The following is an 18,837-nucleotide window of genomic DNA, read 5'->3' on the forward strand; positions in this document are numbered from 1 at the left end:
AACCGTACTTTTACTATCTTTTAGGGCATGCTAGAACTAGGCTTTTCACCCCAAATGACCAAAAACAACCCACTAAGTATAGAAAAACATCAAACGATACTTTTTTTGCAATTTAATGTTGACCCAGAACGCGAAAACACGTTTAATACACCTCGTCGCCCGGATAGCTCAGTCGGTAGAGCAGAGGATTGAAAATCCTCGTGTCGGTGGTTCGATTCCGCCTCCGGGCACCACAATTTATTTGTTGGTGTCTCAGACAACAACAGTAAAGCACAAAGAAATATTATGTGCCGACTTAGCTCAGTAGGTAGAGCAACTGACTTGTAATCAGTAGGTCACCAGTTCGACTCCGGTAGTCGGCACCATTTCTTTAAAGCTTTAAGAATAATTCCCCTTTAGTTCAGTTGGTAGAACGGCGGACTGTTAATCCGTATGTCGCAAGTTCAAGTCTTGCAAGGGGAGCCAAGTTAATCATCAAGCATAAGCTTTTTGATTCATGATGCCGACTTAGCTCAGTAGGTAGAGCAACTGACTTGTAATCAGTAGGTCACCAGTTCGATTCCGGTAGTCGGCACCATTCTCTTTGATTAGAGACGAAACAATCTATTCCCCTTTAGTTCAGTTGGTAGAACGGCGGACTGTTAATCCGTATGTCGCAAGTTCAAGTCTTGCAAGGGGAGCCAATTAAAAAAAGCCGCATCATTGATGCGGCTTTTTTGCGTCTAAAGATCCCAACTTCTCAATACAACTACCCTCACCTTTCAAATACCATATTCACTTCAGAAACCAGCCGTTCTCATATCCTTCCAAAGCTACAAATCTTCGCTACTTAACGCTCTTCAGTATCTCCCAGCAAAAAACGCCTCATTCACGTAAGAGTCACTCATAGTAACGTTACTACTCATTTGATTGATGAAGAGAGCGGTTAAACAAATCAATGCTAAGCCTGGAAGTGAGAAAGCTAAACAACGAATCAAATAAGCGCTAGAAAAGCTCTGTAAGGCACTTCAATCTAAATGACACACTGGTCACTCTTTATCAAAACTATCCACTACAATAGCGCCCATAGAGGCTGGCATTGAAATAACAATCACTCTTTTGATCGATACTACGGGATCACTCAATAGAGGTAATTTGTCCAGGCAAGTCAGTACCAAAGCAACGACCAATGCCGTCATAACATAAGCAATAATTATTCTGAAAATAAACACTGGCAACCGTGCAACAACATCTTTTTGAAAGACACTCTCATACGTATAGAAGCCTAGGAACACCGCAGACAACAAAAATAGCAGCAATAGATTAGCGGTAGGTAAAGTCTCCCCTAACTTCCAAGCCTCTTCAGAAAAAGAAATCGGCACGGCCAAGGCAAAAGATCCGACAAAGATCTGGCTCGCATCTTCAAAGTTAAAACTCAATTTCATAGTTCGACCCATTAGCTTTAAAGGCTTTATCTATTTCTTAAAATAATCACAAAACTATACGCGATGATTTCGGGAACTTTCTATTCTTACCAAGCAAGCAGCAATGACACTTCATAGCCTTATATTACTTGGAACGCAACCTAGCGACTCTCACCTTCAAAGTGAATCAGGCCCACCTTCCCCTTTGGAATGCTTCGAACAAGGCGCTCAATGCATAAAAACAGGCATTATGTCGAGTTCGGAAGCCTCCATGATAGAGCCCTAATTACACATCAGAGGTATCCTCTAGATTTACAGATGAGCCAGAAATCAAGCTTCGTAGACGAGGCCAGCAAACAAGGCTTTAGGAGCACTTGCATAACCTACGAGCGCAAAGCAGATAGGATAGATTGTAAGGCTTTTATAGTTTCAGGCAATGAGAAGGGATATGCAGAATCAGATCAGTCTCATAAACCTAACTTACAACGCGTATGGTACAGGTACTCGGCACTGAGGTTAAAGCTGTATGCTTGTTTCAACTTCCAACTGGAGTCTGAAATGATGTAACTCTAATCGTAGGGTTGGGGAGCACCTAGGCTAAGAGCTATGGGATACGGGAATCTTTTGTGCAAGTTATTCGACTGACGTGCGAAGCACTATGATTTAGATGTAAAAAAGCCCCACTACTTCTAGCGAGGCTTCTTATAAGTAGCGGAATTGCTGGATCTCAGGTGACCGGTACTCGCTGGTCGGAGATCAAATTATCGGTCCCCAGAAACGACGAAAGCCTAGTCATAAGACTAGGCTTTCTAATAAGTGGCGGAGTGGACGGGACTCGAACCCGCGACCCCCGGCGTGACAGGCCGGTATTCTAACCAACTGAACTACCACTCCGCAGTGTCTATTCAGCTTAAAGCAATTTGAGCCTGACGATGTCCTACTCTCACATGGGGAAGCCCCACACTACCATCGGCGCTATTGTGTTTCACTTCTGAGTTCGGCATGGAATCAGGTGGGTCCACAATGCTATGGTCGTCAAACAAATTCGGTTATTAACTTGATGAATCAAATCAACTAAATAGTGGTGCTGATACCCAGACTCGAACTGGGGACCTCACCCTTACCAAGGGTGCGCTCTACCGGGCTGAGCTATATCAGCAATTCGAAAACCGTTTAAAAACGATTTTGGAAACTTTTTGTCTTCACTTTTCAAAAAAGTGAAAATAAATTTGGAGCCTGGCGATGTCCTACTCTCACATGGGGAAGCCCCACACTACCATCGGCGCTATTGTGTTTCACTTCTGAGTTCGGCATGGAATCAGGTGGGTCCACAATGCTATGGTCGCCAAGCAAATTGGGTTAATTGACGCCTACGCGACAATTAATAACTCGGAAAGCTGTTAAATTCTCTTCAAACGCATTCAAGGTCTGTCTTTCTATTGAGCCCACAAAACCCCTTGGGTGTTGTATGGTTAAGCCTCACGGGCAATTAGTACAGGTTAGCTCAATGCCTCGCAGCACTTACACACCCTGCCTATCAACGTCGTAGTCTACGACAACCCTTTAGGACACTTATAGTGCCAGGGAAAACTCATCTCAAGGCTCGCTTCCCGCTTAGATGCTTTCAGCGGTTATCGATTCCGAACTTAGCTACCGGGCAATGCCATTGGCATGACAACCCGAACACCAGAGGTTCGTCCACTCCGGTCCTCTCGTACTAGGAGCAGCCCCTTTCAATTTTCCAACGCCCACGGCAGATAGGGACCGAACTGTCTCACGACGTTCTAAACCCAGCTCGCGTACCACTTTAAATGGCGAACAGCCATACCCTTGGGACCGACTTCAGCCCCAGGATGTGATGAGCCGACATCGAGGTGCCAAACACCGCCGTCGATATGAACTCTTGGGCGGTATCAGCCTGTTATCCCCGGAGTACCTTTTATCCGTTGAGCGATGGCCCTTCCATTCAGAACCACCGGATCACTATGACCTGCTTTCGCACCTGCTCGAATTGTCATTCTCGCAGTCAAGCGGGCTTATGCCATTGCACTAACCACACGATGTCCAACCGTGTTTAGCCCACCTTCGTGCTCCTCCGTTACTCTTTGGGAGGAGACCGCCCCAGTCAAACTACCCACCAGGCACTGTCCGTAATCCCGATTCAGGGACCAACGTTAGAACATCAAAACTACAAGGGTGGTATTTCAAGGACGACTCCACCACATCTAGCGACGCGGTTTCAAAGTCTCCCACCTATCCTACACATGTAGGTTCAATGTTCAGTGCCAAGCTGTAGTAAAGGTTCACGGGGTCTTTCCGTCTAGCCGCGGGTACACTGCATCTTCACAGCGATTTCAATTTCACTGAGTCTCGGGTGGAGACAGCGTGGCCATCATTACGCCATTCGTGCAGGTCGGAACTTACCCGACAAGGAATTTCGCTACCTTAGGACCGTTATAGTTACGGCCGCCGTTTACCGGGGCTTCGATCAAGAGCTTCGACCGAAGTCTAACCCCATCAATTAACCTTCCGGCACCGGGCAGGCGTCACACCGTATACGTCATCTTACGATTTTGCACAGTGCTGTGTTTTTAATAAACAGTTGCAGCCACCTGGTATCTGCGACTCTCGTCTGCTCCATCCGCAAGGGACTTCACTGATAAGAGCGTACCTTCTCCCGAAGTTACGGTACCATTTTGCCTAGTTCCTTCACCCGAGTTCTCTCAAGCGCCTTGGTATTCTCTACCCGACCACCTGTGTCGGTTTGGGGTACGATTCCTTACAATCTGAAGCTTAGAGGCTTTTCCTGGAAGCATGGCATCAATGACTTCACTACCGTAGTAGCTCGACATCGTATCTCAGCGTTAGTAGCGGTCCGGATTTACCTAAACCACCCGCCTACGTACTTGAACCTGGACAACCGTCGCCAGGCCCACCTAGCCTTCTCCGTCCCCCCATCGCAATTGTAAGAAGTACGGGAATATTAACCCGTTTCCCATCGACTACGCCTTTCGGCCTCGCCTTAGGAGTCGACTTACCCTGCCCCGATTAACGTTGGACAGGAACCCTTGGTCTTCCGGCGAGGGAGTTTTTCACTCCCTTTATCGTTACTCATGTCAGCATTCGCACTTCTGATACCTCCAGCAGCCCTTACAGACCACCTTCAACGGCTTACAGAACGCTCCCCTACCCCACATACCCTAAGGTACGTAGCCGCAGCTTCGGTGTATAGCTTAGCCCCGTTACATCTTCCGCGCAGGCCGACTCGACCAGTGAGCTATTACGCTTTCTTTAAATGATGGCTGCTTCTAAGCCAACATCCTGGCTGTCTGAGCCTTCCCACATCGTTTCCCACTTAGCTATACTTTGGGACCTTAGCTGGCGGTCTGGGTTGTTTCCCTCTCCACGACGGACGTTAGCACCCGCCGTGTGTCTCCCGGATAGTACTTACTGGTATTCGGAGTTTGCAAAGGGTTGGTAAGTCGGGATGACCCCCTAGCCTTAACAGTGCTCTACCCCCAGTAGTATTCGTCCGAGGCGCTACCTAAATAGCTTTCGGGGAGAACCAGCTATCTCCAGGTTTGATTGGCCTTTCACCCCTAGCCACAAGTCATCCGCTAATTTTTCAACATTAGTCGGTTCGGTCCTCCAGTTGATGTTACTCAACCTTCAACCTGCCCATGGCTAGATCACCTGGTTTCGGGTCTAATCCTAGCAACTGTACGCCCAGTTAAGACTCGGTTTCCCTACGGCTCCCCTAAACGGTTAACCTTGCTACTAAAATTAAGTCGCTGACCCATTATACAAAAGGTACGCAGTCACACCACGAAGGTGCTCCTACTGCTTGTACGTACACGGTTTCAGGTTCTATTTCACTCCCCTCACAGGGGTTCTTTTCGCCTTTCCCTCACGGTACTGGTTCACTATCGGTCAGTCAGTAGTATTTAGCCTTGGAGGATGGTCCCCCCATATTCAGACAGGATATCACGTGTCCCGCCCTACTCGTTTTCACTGATTATGATGTGTCGGTTACGGGGCTATCACCCTTTACTGCGAGACTTTCCAGACTCTTCACCTGCATCATTAAAAGCTTAAGGGCTAATCCAATTTCGCTCGCCGCTACTTTCGGAATCTCGGTTGATTTCTCTTCCTCGGGGTACTTAGATGTTTCAGTTCCCCCGGTTTGCCTCCTGTTGCTATGTATTCACAACAGGATACTTACTTATGTAAGTGGGTTTCCCCATTCAGGAATCCCAGACTCAAAAGGTTATTACTACCTAATCTGGGCTTATCGCAAGTTATTACGCCTTTCATCGCCTCTGACTGCCAAGGCATCCACCGTGTACGCTTAGTCACTTAACCATACAACCCGAAAGGGTCTTGTGTATGATACAAATTTGCTTTCACTTTTAAAAAGTGAAGACAAAAAGCAACCAAGGTTTTTGGTTGTCATTAAGAAGGGTTAATTCTCAATGACTGTTTGCCGGACTCAATTGTGATTCAAACAAGTTTGAATCGAATACAAGACACTTGAATGTGTTTGTTGTGTCTATCTAATGAAAGATAAACATTGAGAACTTTTAAATTTGATTGAATTACTCGCAAGTAATCAATCAGTCAGCTTTCCAAATTGTTAAAGAGCTTGATTTCTTTCGAAACCATTTTTAAAGATTCTTAGGGAAAAACCCTTAAAGATGGTGGAGCTATGCGGGATCGAACCGCAGACCTCCTGCGTGCAAGGCAGGCGCTCTCCCAGCTGAGCTATAGCCCCAATATCATCTCTTAACTTTTCTAAACCTAATCAATCTGTGTGGACACTCATCGTAAGTATCTTCGTATAAGGAGGTGATCCAGCCCCAGGTTCCCCTAGGGCTACCTTGTTACGACTTCACCCCAGTCATGAACCACAAAGTGGTGAGCGTCCTCCCCGAAAGGTTAAACTACCCACTTCTTTTGCAGCCCACTCCCATGGTGTGACGGGCGGTGTGTACAAGGCCCGGGAACGTATTCACCGTGACATTCTGATTCACGATTACTAGCGATTCCGACTTCATGGAGTCGAGTTGCAGACTCCAATCCGGACTACGACGCACTTTTTGGGATTCGCTCACTATCGCTAGCTTGCTGCCCTCTGTATGCGCCATTGTAGCACGTGTGTAGCCCTACTCGTAAGGGCCATGATGACTTGACGTCGTCCCCACCTTCCTCCGGTTTATCACCGGCAGTCTCCCTGGAGTTCCCGACATTACTCGCTGGCAAACAAGGATAAGGGTTGCGCTCGTTGCGGGACTTAACCCAACATTTCACAACACGAGCTGACGACAGCCATGCAGCACCTGTCTCAGAGCTCCCGAAGGCACGCCTGTGTCTCCACTGGCTTCTCTGGATGTCAAGAGTAGGTAAGGTTCTTCGCGTTGCATCGAATTAAACCACATGCTCCACCGCTTGTGCGGGCCCCCGTCAATTCATTTGAGTTTTAATCTTGCGACCGTACTCCCCAGGCGGTCTACTTAACGCGTTAGCTCCGAAAGCCACGGCTCAAGGCCACAACCTCCAAGTAGACATCGTTTACGGCGTGGACTACCAGGGTATCTAATCCTGTTTGCTCCCCACGCTTTCGCATCTGAGTGTCAGTATCTGTCCAGGGGGCCGCCTTCGCCACTGGTATTCCTTCAGATCTCTACGCATTTCACCGCTACACCTGAAATTCTACCCCCCTCTACAGTACTCTAGTTCACCAGTTTCAAATGCAGTTCCGAGGTTGAGCCCCGGGCTTTCACATCTGACTTAATGAACCACCTGCATGCGCTTTACGCCCAGTAATTCCGATTAACGCTCGCACCCTCCGTATTACCGCGGCTGCTGGCACGGAGTTAGCCGGTGCTTCTTCTGTTGCTAACGTCAAGAGATAGCGCTATTAACACTACCCCCTTCCTCACAACTGAAAGTACTTTACAACCCGAAGGCCTTCTTCATACACGCGGCATGGCTGCATCAGGCTTGCGCCCATTGTGCAATATTCCCCACTGCTGCCTCCCGTAGGAGTCTGGACCGTGTCTCAGTTCCAGTGTGGCTGATCATCCTCTCAGACCAGCTAGGGATCGTCGCCTTGGTGAGCCATTACCTCACCAACTAGCTAATCCCACCTAGGCATATCTTGACGCGAGAGGCCCGAAGGTCCCCCTCTTTGGCCCGTAGGCATTATGCGGTATTAGCCATCGTTTCCAATGGTTATCCCCCACATCAAGGCAATTTCCTAGGCATTACTCACCCGTCCGCCGCTCGACGCCCATTAACGCACCCGAAGGATTGTTAGTGTCGTTTCCGCTCGACTTGCATGTGTTAGGCCTGCCGCCAGCGTTCAATCTGAGCCATGATCAAACTCTTCAATTTAAGATTTTGTCGACTCAACGAATACTGACTTCAAAACTAATATTCATTCGCCTATTCGAAAATAAACAAAGAACATGTAATTCTAAAGCTATTACCCCTCTCTTCTTAAATAAATAGGAACAGAATGATAATGAATTGACTGTGCTCTTATTGGTTTTCACTTTTGAAAAAGTAAAACAAAACAGCTCAAGGCTGAACCCAATTTGAATTGGTCACTCAGTTCATTGAAATCAATTTTGATTCCGAAGAATCTGTTTTATCTAACGATAAAACGTTTTGATATTCATCAACGAGTGCCCACACAGATTGATAGGTTTAAATTGTTAAAGAGCTTCACTTGTTGAGCGTTCCTTTTAAATAAGGTACCTCTCGAAGTGGACGGCCATTCTAGCGAATTAACATTCGGTGTCAAACACTTTTTGAAAATTAATTTCTCATCATTTGCCGTCTTACTGATTGTTGCTGAAGCCTTGTGGCGCCTGCCGTCTCAGTGGGGTCGCATTATAGAGACGCAACCATTATTGGCAAGCACTAAATGCGTTTTTTATTAAAAAAAGGGGGTAAGCAAAGTTATTCAACCCAAGAGCTTATTTATACCAATTACCTACCAACTTTTAAACAAAATACCCACAAACACCTGTGGATAACACGTATAGCTAATTGAAAAAGGTTGGGAACATAAATGAGAAAATTCGAATAAACCTAGGTTTTACGTTACCTGATATAGCTTAAAAGAATAATTTCCCCTCCTAAGCCCATAGGCCACTCTCGGAACCGCGACATTTATTCTATGCCATTGCATTTCAGAATCTTACTGCAAAGTAAAAATCCATAAGAAACAGCCATGCACTAATTAGGGTTATTGATACTTGAGAATGAATAAAGAGGTGATAAGAAGAGCGACTCAATGCAAACAGACTAAGCGAGATACACCTAGTTGATTCATTCATCTACTTATCACAATCCCGCGCACAGTAAAATGTATCTTCTTCTATATAACGACAGGGGGTAGGAATTGAGTTGATAGCAGAAATAATAAATCCAGAGCCACTTTTGATTGCGCTAGATACAACAAAGCCCCGACTTTCGTCGAGGCTTTGTCATTTAAATATGGTACCGGTAGGCGGACTTGAACCGCCACGCCCGAAGGCAACGGATTTTGAATCCGTCGTGTATACCAATTTCACCATACCGGCATTATCTTGGGGCTTTGCCCTTTCGATGTTTGGCATTATACGTATGCGAACTGAAGTGGCAAGTATAAAAACTTGAATTCATGTGTGTTTGCCGATAATTTCGCCACTAAGTGATAAGCTGTGCGTTATGTCTCTTTTCACGCCAAGCCTTAGACTATATTCTGACGCCTCAATTTTTGAAGAAGTAATAACACCATGACATCAACAAACACAATGCCACCCGCAGGAGTCATGCGCCGATTTGGTGCTTTGTTCTATGACGCCCTTATCGTAATCGCTATTGAGATGTTGGCGGCTGGCTTTATTGTCGCTCTATTACACGCTCTCATGGCTCTTGGCATTTTTAACCATAGTGGTTATGCCGATGTCAGTGACTTCTTAACCAACCACCCGATTTGGAGCCCTGCTTACACCTTTTATTTAGTGGTCGTTTGGATGTCTTTCTTTGTTTTCTTTTGGACAAGAGCTGGCCAAACACTTGGAATGAGAGCTTGGAAGCTTCGCGTTCAAAATAAAGATGGCTCCGCGATTACCGTAACCCAAGCGCTGATTCGTTTAGGAACCTCCGGATTTGGACTGGCAAACTTATGTGTACCATTCGACCCTCAAAAACGTGGCTTCCACGATATCTGGGCGAAAACGGAAGTGGTCGTATTAGCTCAACCTCACTAGTTCGATGCAAGCAAATAATTAGTAAGATCAAAAAAGGAAGGTGTTATGCCTTCCTTTTTTCTATTTACAATTTGCGTCTCAACAATAGGACCGCAATTCCGAGGAACACCACACTCGGGGCGAGCGCGCCAAAGGCTGGAGGTATCTGATAAACCAAACTGACGGGACCGAAAAACTCACTGGATATATAGAAGGTAAAACCTGCAATAACACCAGACAAAATCCTAGCCCCCATCGTCACACTACGCAAAGGTCCAAAGATAAACGACAATGCCAACAACATCATGACCGCTATCGAGATCGGTTGAGTTATTTTTCGCCATAACGCCAATTCATAACGCGAAGCGTCTTGCTCTGACGCTTTCAGGTAAGAAACATAATCATACAACCCACTTAACGACAGCTCTTCTGGTTTAACAGTCACTATCGCTAACTTATCTGGAGCCAGTGACGTTTCCCAAGTGTAAGTCGGTAGACTCTCTTTAGTAATTTGAATTTCATTTTCGAACGACGTGATTTCGACCTCCTTCATCGTCCAAACGTTATCTCCAACATAGTCGACTTCTTTTGAATATATTGCCTTCTTCAATACCTTATTTTCATCAAAGCGCCACATGTTTAGACCATATAGTTTTTCATTGTCAATTTTGACAATGAATATAAAGTCATTGGCATCACGTGCCCATACCCCACTTTGGGTAGAGATAATATTACCACCAGCAATCGATATGGTTCTTAAATCACGAGCCATTTTTTGTGCTTGAGGAGCCCCCCACTGACCAAGCAGTGTTACAACTATCATTAGTGGTATCGCGGTTTTGAGAACCGATAGGCCAATATCTAACTTAGAAAAACCCGCCGCCTGCATGACCACGAGTTCAGAACTCGCAGCTAGCATACCTAGCCCAATCAGAGCACCAAGCAGGGCCGCCATTGGAAAAAACATTTCGATATCACGAGGGACACTCAATAGAACGAAATACAGCGCTTGTAATAGATCATAGGTACCACGACCAACCTTTCTCAGCTGTTCTACATACTTGATGATCCCAGAGAGGCCAACAAACGTCACCAATACTAATGACGTCGTTGCGATGATGGTTCTGCCTATATATAAATCGAGAATCTTAAACACGGCTTAAGCCAACCTCTTATTCTTAAATTTTTCTTTCAAATTTCTGACCGGCAAGCTATCCATAAAATTGGCACCAATCGCGACACATAATAATAACGCATTGATTGGCCACATGCCGACGACCGCCGGGATACTCCCCTCCTCGATCGCAGATTTGGTTGCACTAATAGCTAAGAAGTAAGTCAAATAAATCAGTATTGCTGGGCCGATTTTTGCGAAACGACCTTGCCGAGGATTCACTGCCGACAAGGGTACAACGAGCATGGTTAACAATGGAATACAAAGTACTAATGACATACGCCACTGCAACTCAGCTTTCGCCCTATTATCAGGGTTACCAATAAGGTCTAGGGTTGGAATCGCTTCCCAGTCTCGACCTTTTTTCTCAACTTCGCGTTGCCCTATCAGACCTTCGTATTCTTTAAAATGCGTCACCATATAATCTAAACGAGTAGGGACACCCTCATGGCGAATCCCATCGTACATAACAATCACTTGTCGGCCATCACTGAGTTCTTTTACGTCTCCCGACTGAGAAAACATTACACTAGGAAGTACCGATCCTCTAGGGCGCATTTGAGCAACAAATACATTTTCTAACTTATTGCCGTCAATATCATCAATGAAGACCACAGAGGAACCATCGGGAGTGCCTTCGAACTTCCCCTTAGGCAGCAAGTCAACACTGTTCTGTGCAGCCACCTCCTCGTACATTTGCTCAACTTTATCCTGTGACCAGGGAGATAACCAAAATGAGTTAAATGCAGCAATCGATGCGGTAATCAAAGCCAAGTAAAGCGCAGATTGGATCAGGAATTTATTACCAATACCTGTCGCGTTCATTACCACTATTTCACTTTCGGCATAAAGGCGCCCAAAAGTCAGCAAAATACCAATATAGATACTGAGAGGAAGCATCAATAAACCCATTGCTGGCATATTAAGACCAACAATCGATAATATGAGACGCGCCGGAATATCACCATCAGACGCATCCGCTAAAACACTGATGAATTTTTGGCTGAGAAACACGAGAAAAAGAACAAAAAAGATCGCAAATTGGCTCTTGATTGTCTCTCGGATCAAATATCTAACAATAATCACACTCAAATTACCTATACAAAACTTGTTTTTTTGATTGAATCACTATAATTTCCCGTTGAACCTTTTATTTTTTTAATTTCTAGCTAAGTGTTAGCGCTCTTCATTAAGGTTAGTTCCATTATAGGATCCAACAAGTAAGAGTCTATTATCTAACATTTAGTTTGATTTGTCTTCAGGATGTAGGAGTACGCATGGAGTTCAGTGTAAAAAGTGGCAGCCCAGAGAAGCAGCGCAGCGCATGTATCGTTGTTGGTGTGTTCGAACCGCGCCGCCTTTCTCCAGTGGCCGAGCAATTAGATAAGATTAGCGATGGCTACATTAGCTCACTGCTTCGTCGCGGTGATCTAGAGGGTAAACCTGGCCAGATGCTACTACTGCATCAAGTACCGGGTGTACTTTCAGAACGAGTTTTACTGGTTGGTTGTGGTAAAGAACGTGAGCTAGGCGAACGTCAATACAAAGAAATTATTCAGAAAACCATCAGCACACTCAACGAAACAGGTTCTATGGAAGCAGTATGTTTCCTAACAGAACTGCACGTTAAAGGCCGAGACACTTACTGGAAAGTTCGTCAAGCGGTAGAAGCGACTAAAGATGGTCTTTACACATTTGACCAATTCAAGAGCAACAAGCCAGAAACTCGTCGTCCACTGCGTAAATTGGTATTCAACGTACCGACGCGTCGTGAATTGAGCCTGGGTGAGAAAGCGATTTCTCACGGTCTTGCTATTGCTTCAGGTGTCAAAGCATCTAAAGACCTTGGCAACATGCCACCAAACATCGCTAACCCAGCTTACCTTGCTTCTCAAGCTCGTCGTTTAGCCGACGATTACGAGACAGTGAAGACTAAGATCATTGGCGAAGAAGAGATGGAAAAACTGGGTATGACATCATACCTAGCGGTTGGCCGTGGCTCGAAGAACGAATCTATGATGTCTATCATGGAATACAAAGGTGCTGCTGACCCAGATGCAAAACCTATCGTCCTCGTCGGTAAAGGTCTGACTTTTGATTCAGGCGGTATCTCACTCAAGCCAGGAGAAGGCATGGATGAGATGAAGTACGACATGTGTGGTGCTGCGTCTGTATTTGGTACAATGAAAGCATTGGCAAAACTTAACTTGCCGATCAACGTTGTCGGTGTTTTAGCCGGTTGTGAAAACATGCCAGGTAGCAACGCCTATCGTCCGGGTGATATCCTAACGACAATGTCAGGTCAAACGGTTGAAGTACTCAATACTGATGCTGAAGGTCGCTTAGTTCTGTGTGATGCTCTAACGTACGTTGAGCGTTTTGAACCAGATTGTGTTGTCGACGTTGCAACACTAACTGGCGCGTGTGTTATTGCTCTAGGTCACCACATCAGTGGCGTTCTATCAAACCACAACCCACTTTCTCATGAACTTGTTAATGCTTCAGAGCAAGCAAGCGACCGCGCATGGCGTCTACCTATGGCTGACGAGTACCATGAGCAACTGAACAGCCCATTTGCTGATATGGCAAACATCGGCGGCCGTCCTGGCGGTACGATTACTGCGGGTTGTTTCCTGTCTAAATTCACTAAAAAGTACCATTGGGCACATATAGATAGTGCAGGTACGGCGTGGAAATCAGGCGCTGCAAAAGGCTCGACAGGTCGCCCTGTCTCAATGCTAGTCCAATTCTTATTGAACCGCAGCGGCCAAGAAACTGAAGAGCAATCTTCAAAATAATGAGAAGGGCCTACGGGCCCTTTTTTCATAACCACTATTGCTGAGTAAGATTGGTATCCACGATTTTCAGTTAGAGTATTCAAGATGCAGACTGCCACGTTTTACATAGTGTCTTCAGACAGCCCACAAGCAAGTGAAGCCGGTCTCGCTCACTATGTACTGTTTCTTGCGCAGCACTTTGCAAAACAAGGCGCTAAACTTTACCTCAACTGTAACGATCAAGCTCATGCTGAGCGTATCGCTGAAGTTTTTTGGCAGGCAGAGCCTAATGAATTCATCGCGCATAACTTAGTTGGCGAAGGCCCAAAGTATTCAACCAACATCGAAATTGGCTATCAAGGCGTAAAACATAATTGGAATCGCCAACTGGTAATAAATCTGGCCGATAATCATACAACCTTTGCGAACGCCTTTGCTCAGGTGATAGACTTCGTTCCTTGCGAAGAAAAAGCTAAGCAACTCGCTCGAGAAAGGTATAAAATTTACCGTCAGGCTGGATATCAGCTACAAACTATCGAGATTCAACATCCATAGTCAAACCTCATAGTTAAAGCTATCTTTGGATTTAGATTCAAGAAGCTTCACTTATGAAGTTTGACCACGATTAACCATTCACAGCATCCGTTATAAGAGCACTATGGAAAAGACATACAACCCAACATCAATCGAACAAGCTCTGTATAAGACTTGGGAAGAGAAAGGCTACTTTAAGCCACACGGTGACACATCAAAAGAAGCTTACAGCATCATGATCCCGCCACCGAACGTCACTGGTAGCCTACACATGGGTCACGCGTTCCAAGATACGATCATGGATACGCTTATCCGTGCTCAACGTATGAAAGGTAAAAATACGCTTTGGCAAGTCGGTACTGATCACGCTGGTATCGCCACTCAAATGGTGGTTGAGCGTAAGATCGCCGCTGAAGAAGGCAAAACTAAGCACGACTACGGCCGTGAAGCTTTCATCGACAAGATCTGGGAATGGAAGAACGAGTCTGGTGGCACTATCACTCAACAGCTTCGTCGCCTTGGGGCATCGGTAGACTGGGACCGTGAGCGCTTCACGATGGATGATGGCCTATCTAATGCCGTTCAAGAGGTGTTTGTTCGTCTATACGAAGATGACCTCATCTACCGCGGTAAACGTCTAGTTAACTGGGATCCAAAACTGCACACGGCGATTTCAGATCTTGAAGTTGAAAACAAAGACAAAAAAGGCTTCATGTGGCACTTCCGCTACCCGCTAGCAAATGGTGTGAAAACCGCTGAAGGTAAAGACTACATCGTTGTTGCGACGACACGTCCTGAAACTATGCTGGGTGATACCGGTGTTGCGGTAAACCCAGAAGATCCTCGTTATAAAGATCTTATTGGTAAAGAGATCCTATTACCTATCGTGAACCGCCTAATTCCTATCGTAGGCGATGAGCACGCGGATATGGAGAAAGGTACGGGTTGTGTGAAGATCACACCGGCTCACGACTTTAACGACTACGAAGTGGGTAAACGTAATAACCTACCAATGATCAACATCCTAACGTTCAACGCTGATATCCGTGATGCAGCCGAAGTCTTCACCACCAACGGCGAAGAAAGCGACGTTTACTCAACAGATATCCCTGCTAAGTACCAAGGCATGGAGCGTTTTGCTGCGCGTAAGGCTATCGTTGCTGAATTCGACGAGCTTGGTCTTCTTGAGGAGATTAAAGATCACGACCTAACGGTACCTTACGGCGACCGTGGTGGCGTGGTTATCGAGCCAATGCTGACTGACCAATGGTACGTACGCGCTGCACCTCTTGCTGAACCAGCGGTTAAAGCGGTTGAAGATGGTGACATCCAGTTCGTTCCTAAGCAGTACGAAAACATGTACTTCTCTTGGATGCGTGACATTCAAGACTGGTGTATCTCACGTCAACTGTGGTGGGGTCACCGTATCCCAGCATGGTACGACAACGATGGCAACGTGTACGTAGGCCGTACTGAAGAAGAAGTACGTGCTAACAACAACCTTGCTCCAGTAATCGTTCTACGCCAAGACAACGACGTGTTAGACACATGGTTCTCTTCGGCACTATGGACTTTCGGTACACAAGGCTGGCCTGAGCAAACTGAAGATCTGAAGACATTCCACCCTTCAGACGTTCTAGTCACAGGTTTCGACATCATCTTCTTCTGGGTTGCACGTATGATCATGATGACCATGCACTTCAACAAAGATGAAAATGGTAAAGCACAAGTCCCATTCAAGACAGTTTACGTAACGGGCCTAATCCGTGACGAAAACGGCGACAAGATGTCTAAGTCTAAAGGTAACGTGCTTGACCCTATCGACATGATCGATGGTATCGACCTTGAGTCTCTAGTTGAAAAACGTTGTGGCAACATGATGCAGCCTCAGCTTGCGAAGAAGATCGAGAAAAACACACGTAAGACTTTCGAAAATGGTATCGAACCCTACGGTACTGATGCACTGCGTTTCACACTTGCCGCTATGGCTTCAACTGGCCGTGACATCAACTGGGATATGAAGCGTCTTGAAGGTTACCGTAACTTCTGTAACAAGCTATGGAACGCAAGCCGTTACGTACTGATGAACACAGAAGAGCACGATTGTGGCATGTCACTGTCGGCTGAAGACCGTGCAAACATGGAATTCTCTCTAGCAGATAAGTGGATTGAATCTCAGTTTGAACTCGCAGCGAAAGAGTTTAACGCCCACCTAGACAACTACCGTCTAGACATGGCGGCAAACACGCTTTACGAATTCATCTGGAACCAATTCTGTGATTGGTACCTAGAGCTAACTAAGCCTGTTCTTTGGAAAGGTACTGAAGCTCAGCAACAAGCGACACGTTACACATTGATCACGGTTCTTGAGAAGACACTGCGTCTTGCTCACCCAGTGCTGCCTTACATCACTGAATCTATCTGGCAGAGCGTTAAGCCACTCGTCGACGGTGTTGAAGGTGAGACGATCATGACTCAAGCGCTTCCTCAGTTTAACGAAGCTAACTTCAATGCTGAGATCGTAGAAGACATCGAATGGGTGAAGACTTTCATTACTGCTATCCGTAACCTACGTGCGGAATACGACATTGCACCAAGCAAAGGTCTAGAGGTCATGATCAAGGTTGCTAATGAGAAAGACGCTACGCGTATCGAAGCAAACAAGATCGTTTTGACTTCGCTAGCGAAACTAGATGATATTAACGTTCTCGCTGATGGTAAAGAGACTCCACTTTGTGCAACTAAACTGGTTGGCAAATCTGAGCTGATGATCCCAATGGCGGGTCTTATCGACAAAGATGCTGAACTTGCTCGTCTAGATAAAGAAGTCGCTAAAATCCAAGGCGAAATCAAACGTATCGAAGGTAAGCTAGCTAACGAAGGTTTCGTAGCTAAAGCCCCTGAAGTTGTTATCGCCAAAGAGCGTGAAAAGCTTGAAGGCTACCAAGAGACTCTTGTGAAGCTTGAAGAGCAAAAAGCGACCATCGCTGCGCTTTAAAGCTGATGGAATGAGAAGGCTTCGAACTTCTTGCTCTCACTAGAAAGGTTGGTCCTCGTGACCAACCTTTTTTTATACCTCTGATTCCAATATTCCAATATTCCAATGCTTCTCACTCTAGCCTCACTTATTGATAGGTTTCATCTATCAAATTAATCTCCACTTCCCATTACACTTAATGATAATAATTCTCAATAATAGAACTATCAAAACAACACAAGCTCGAGTCATTATCATGAAAAAGACACTCACCTTTGCTGCATTACATTTTACTATCGCATTTAGTGTCGCTTATCTACTAACAGGCGACATCTTAATTGGTAGCTTAATCGCGATGATTGAGCCCTCTGTGAATACTGTTGCCTTCTATTTTCATGAAAAGGCGTGGGCTCAAGTTCCGGCTCTTAAAGCTCGTCAGTGGATGACCAAATTAAAAACAGCAAGCTTTGCTAGCATCCACTTTAGTGTTGCCTTTACCGTTGTCTACTTGTTGACTGGGGATGCCTTTATCGGCGGTGTAATGGCTTTGCTCGAACCCAGTTTGAATACCATTGCATACTACTTCCACGAAAAAATTTGGTTAAAAAGAGCAGAAAGCCCGAATACACCACCTCAGTTTTGTGGACACCAACATGCGTAATCTCAAGCGCGCTGAGCCATCAAGGTAAACCGCATCGAATAACAAAATTCAGCTAACTATTGACAAAGTTGCGTAGCGCAATTAAATTAATTGCGGTGCGCAACTTTATTTCTTAATCCAAAGGTAGGTAGTTATGAATTCTCAACAGTTAAGAGACTATTCTCGTCAAACGGTTCGTTTACTTGGCATGCTTGATAAGCAGTGTGGTGATGTCGACCTCACTCCAGTTCAGGCTCATGCTCTTGGTGAGATCCAGTTGCAGCCAGTCACCATCAACCAATTGGCGCAGCAACTCAACGTCGATAAATCGAATGCAAGCCGCACTATCACAGGGCTAATCAAACTTGGCTTAGTTGAAAGCCTAGAGAATCCAACCGACAAACGTAGCCAATTAATCGCTCTGACCACTCAAGGTGTGGATGCGTTATCTCAACTCGACCAACAACAAAGCCTTTTCTTTGAAAAAGTACTGTCGACTCTGAATGACAGCGAACAACAACGACTGAAACAAGGGCTCGAGAGTTACTTAAAAGGGCTAACGAAAGTATGCCAAGCCGATGAGTTTGTATTACGCCCACTCACCGAGTCAGATAACCAACAATTAGCAGAAGTCATTCGCCAAGTTTCAGCAGAACATGGCTTAACTGAAGATAAAGGTTATGGCGTGGCTGATCCAACCCTCGATGATATGTACTCTGTCTATAGCCAAGCGAATGCTATGTACTGGGTTATCGAACACAATGGAAAAATCGTCGGAGGAGGTGGCTTTGCCCCTTTAGCTGGGAAACCTAATGTATGTGAGCTACAAAAAATGTACTTCTTACCGCAAACTCGCGGGCATGGCCTAGCTAAGCGAATTGTAGGTTTGAGCTTAAAGCAAGCGAAACAACTTGGGTATCAACACATGTATTTAGAAACAACAGAGTGCTTAGGTGCTGCGGTCAAACTCTATGAAAAGCTAGGATTTGAGCACCTTGAGTCAGCTTGGGGTGATACAGGCCACGACGCTTGTGAGGTTGTCATGGCCAAAACGCTATAATGTGTCTTAAAATTGGGGTTAGCGTTGGGGTT

Annotated in this window: 10 protein-coding genes, 9 tRNA genes and 4 rRNA genes; 12 read left to right on the forward strand and 11 right to left on the reverse strand. The window is 45.7% G+C overall.

Going from position 1 to position 18,837, the window contains the following annotated elements; translation table 11 throughout:
• Positions 1 to 157: 157 nt before the first annotated feature.
• The 6 genes from OCU36_RS11810 to OCU36_RS11835 all read left to right on the forward strand — a co-directional run bounded on the left by OCU36_RS11810 (position 158) and on the right by OCU36_RS11835 (position 833).
• Positions 158 to 233: transfer RNA gene (locus tag OCU36_RS11810), tRNA-Phe, on the forward strand.
• A gap of 56 nt (positions 234 to 289) precedes the next feature.
• Positions 290 to 365 (forward strand) — tRNA-Thr (locus OCU36_RS11815).
• Between the two features lie 24 nt (positions 366 to 389).
• A tRNA-Asn gene (locus OCU36_RS11820) sits at positions 390 to 465 on the forward strand.
• A gap of 36 nt (positions 466 to 501) precedes the next feature.
• Positions 502 to 577 (forward strand) — tRNA-Thr (locus OCU36_RS11825).
• A gap of 30 nt (positions 578 to 607) precedes the next feature.
• Positions 608 to 683: transfer RNA gene (locus tag OCU36_RS11830), tRNA-Asn, on the forward strand.
• Positions 651 to 833 (forward strand): hypothetical protein, encoded by a 183-nt coding sequence (locus OCU36_RS11835; RefSeq protein WP_261838162.1) that lies wholly within the window; start codon positions 651 to 653, stop codon positions 831 to 833. The genes OCU36_RS11830 and OCU36_RS11835 overlap by 33 nt, the downstream gene beginning before the upstream one ends.
• A gap of 195 nt (positions 834 to 1,028) precedes the next feature.
• Here OCU36_RS11835 and OCU36_RS11840 read toward each other — a convergent pair whose 3' ends face one another.
• The 9 genes from OCU36_RS11840 to OCU36_RS11880 all read right to left on the reverse strand — a co-directional run bounded on the left by OCU36_RS11840 (position 1,029) and on the right by OCU36_RS11880 (position 8,992).
• A complete protein-coding gene (locus OCU36_RS11840; protein ID WP_261838163.1) occupies positions 1,029 to 1,424 on the reverse strand; it encodes a DUF2391 family protein in 396 nt (131 codons plus the stop codon).
• A 796-nt stretch (positions 1,425 to 2,220) separates the two neighbouring features.
• Positions 2,221 to 2,297: transfer RNA gene (locus tag OCU36_RS11845), tRNA-Asp, on the reverse strand.
• A gap of 30 nt (positions 2,298 to 2,327) precedes the next feature.
• A 5S ribosomal RNA gene (rrf, locus tag OCU36_RS11850) occupies positions 2,328 to 2,443 on the reverse strand.
• Between the two features lie 42 nt (positions 2,444 to 2,485).
• A tRNA-Thr gene (locus OCU36_RS11855) sits at positions 2,486 to 2,562 on the reverse strand.
• Between the two features lie 75 nt (positions 2,563 to 2,637).
• Positions 2,638 to 2,753: ribosomal RNA gene (rrf, locus tag OCU36_RS11860) — 5S ribosomal RNA — on the reverse strand.
• Positions 2,754 to 2,871: 118 nt separating this feature from the next.
• Positions 2,872 to 5,765, reverse strand: a 23S ribosomal RNA gene (locus OCU36_RS11865).
• Between the two features lie 333 nt (positions 5,766 to 6,098).
• Positions 6,099 to 6,174: transfer RNA gene (locus OCU36_RS11870), tRNA-Ala, on the reverse strand.
• A gap of 67 nt (positions 6,175 to 6,241) precedes the next feature.
• Positions 6,242 to 7,796: ribosomal RNA gene (locus OCU36_RS11875) — 16S ribosomal RNA — on the reverse strand.
• Together the 16S, 23S and 5S rRNA genes with 3 tRNA genes alongside form the textbook arrangement of a ribosomal RNA operon.
• A gap of 1,111 nt (positions 7,797 to 8,907) precedes the next feature.
• Positions 8,908 to 8,992, reverse strand: a tRNA-Leu gene (locus OCU36_RS11880).
• 195 nt (positions 8,993 to 9,187) lie between these two features.
• Between OCU36_RS11880 and OCU36_RS11885 the strand changes: the two genes are divergently transcribed.
• Positions 9,188 to 9,664, forward strand: a complete 477-nt coding sequence (locus OCU36_RS11885) for an RDD family protein (RefSeq protein WP_261838164.1) — start codon at positions 9,188 to 9,190, stop codon at positions 9,662 to 9,664.
• 64 nt (positions 9,665 to 9,728) lie between these two features.
• Here the strand turns inward: OCU36_RS11885 and lptG are convergent, their stop codons facing one another.
• Together lptG and lptF are read right to left on the reverse strand one after the other, a co-directional pair.
• Entirely contained in the window at positions 9,729 to 10,799 is a 1,071-nt protein-coding gene (lptG, locus tag OCU36_RS11890) for an LPS export ABC transporter permease LptG (RefSeq protein WP_261838165.1), read from the reverse strand.
• 3 nt (positions 10,800 to 10,802) lie between these two features.
• The gene (gene lptF / locus OCU36_RS11895) at positions 10,803 to 11,903 is read right to left on the reverse strand and encodes an LPS export ABC transporter permease LptF (protein ID WP_261838166.1); all 1,101 of its coding nucleotides are present in this window, start codon (positions 11,901 to 11,903) and stop codon (positions 10,803 to 10,805) included.
• Positions 11,904 to 12,094: 191 nt separating this feature from the next.
• Between lptF and pepA the strand changes: the two genes are divergently transcribed.
• The 5 genes from pepA (at position 12,095) to OCU36_RS11920 (ending at position 18,805) form a co-directional block, all read left to right on the forward strand.
• The gene (gene pepA / locus OCU36_RS11900; protein ID WP_261838167.1) at positions 12,095 to 13,615 is read left to right on the forward strand and encodes a leucyl aminopeptidase; all 1,521 of its coding nucleotides are present in this window, start codon (positions 12,095 to 12,097) and stop codon (positions 13,613 to 13,615) included.
• A gap of 84 nt (positions 13,616 to 13,699) precedes the next feature.
• On the forward strand, positions 13,700 to 14,149 hold the full coding sequence (locus tag OCU36_RS11905) for a DNA polymerase III subunit chi (protein WP_261838168.1): 450 nt from the start codon (positions 13,700 to 13,702) through the stop codon (positions 14,147 to 14,149).
• Between the two features lie 103 nt (positions 14,150 to 14,252).
• Positions 14,253 to 17,126 (forward strand): valine--tRNA ligase, encoded by a 2,874-nt coding sequence (locus OCU36_RS11910; RefSeq protein ID WP_261838169.1) that lies wholly within the window; start codon positions 14,253 to 14,255, stop codon positions 17,124 to 17,126.
• Between the two features lie 235 nt (positions 17,127 to 17,361).
• Complete coding sequence (locus OCU36_RS11915; RefSeq protein WP_261838170.1) at positions 17,362 to 17,766, forward strand: DUF2061 domain-containing protein; 405 nt, start codon at positions 17,362 to 17,364, stop codon at positions 17,764 to 17,766.
• Positions 17,767 to 17,899: 133 nt separating this feature from the next.
• The gene (locus OCU36_RS11920; RefSeq protein ID WP_261838171.1) at positions 17,900 to 18,805 is read left to right on the forward strand and encodes a bifunctional helix-turn-helix transcriptional regulator/GNAT family N-acetyltransferase; all 906 of its coding nucleotides are present in this window, start codon (positions 17,900 to 17,902) and stop codon (positions 18,803 to 18,805) included.
• The last annotated feature ends 32 nt before the right edge of the window (positions 18,806 to 18,837 follow it).

It is taken from the genome of Vibrio artabrorum, assembly GCF_024347295.1.
GTDB classification, from domain to species: Bacteria; Pseudomonadota; Gammaproteobacteria; order Enterobacterales; family Vibrionaceae; genus Vibrio; species Vibrio artabrorum.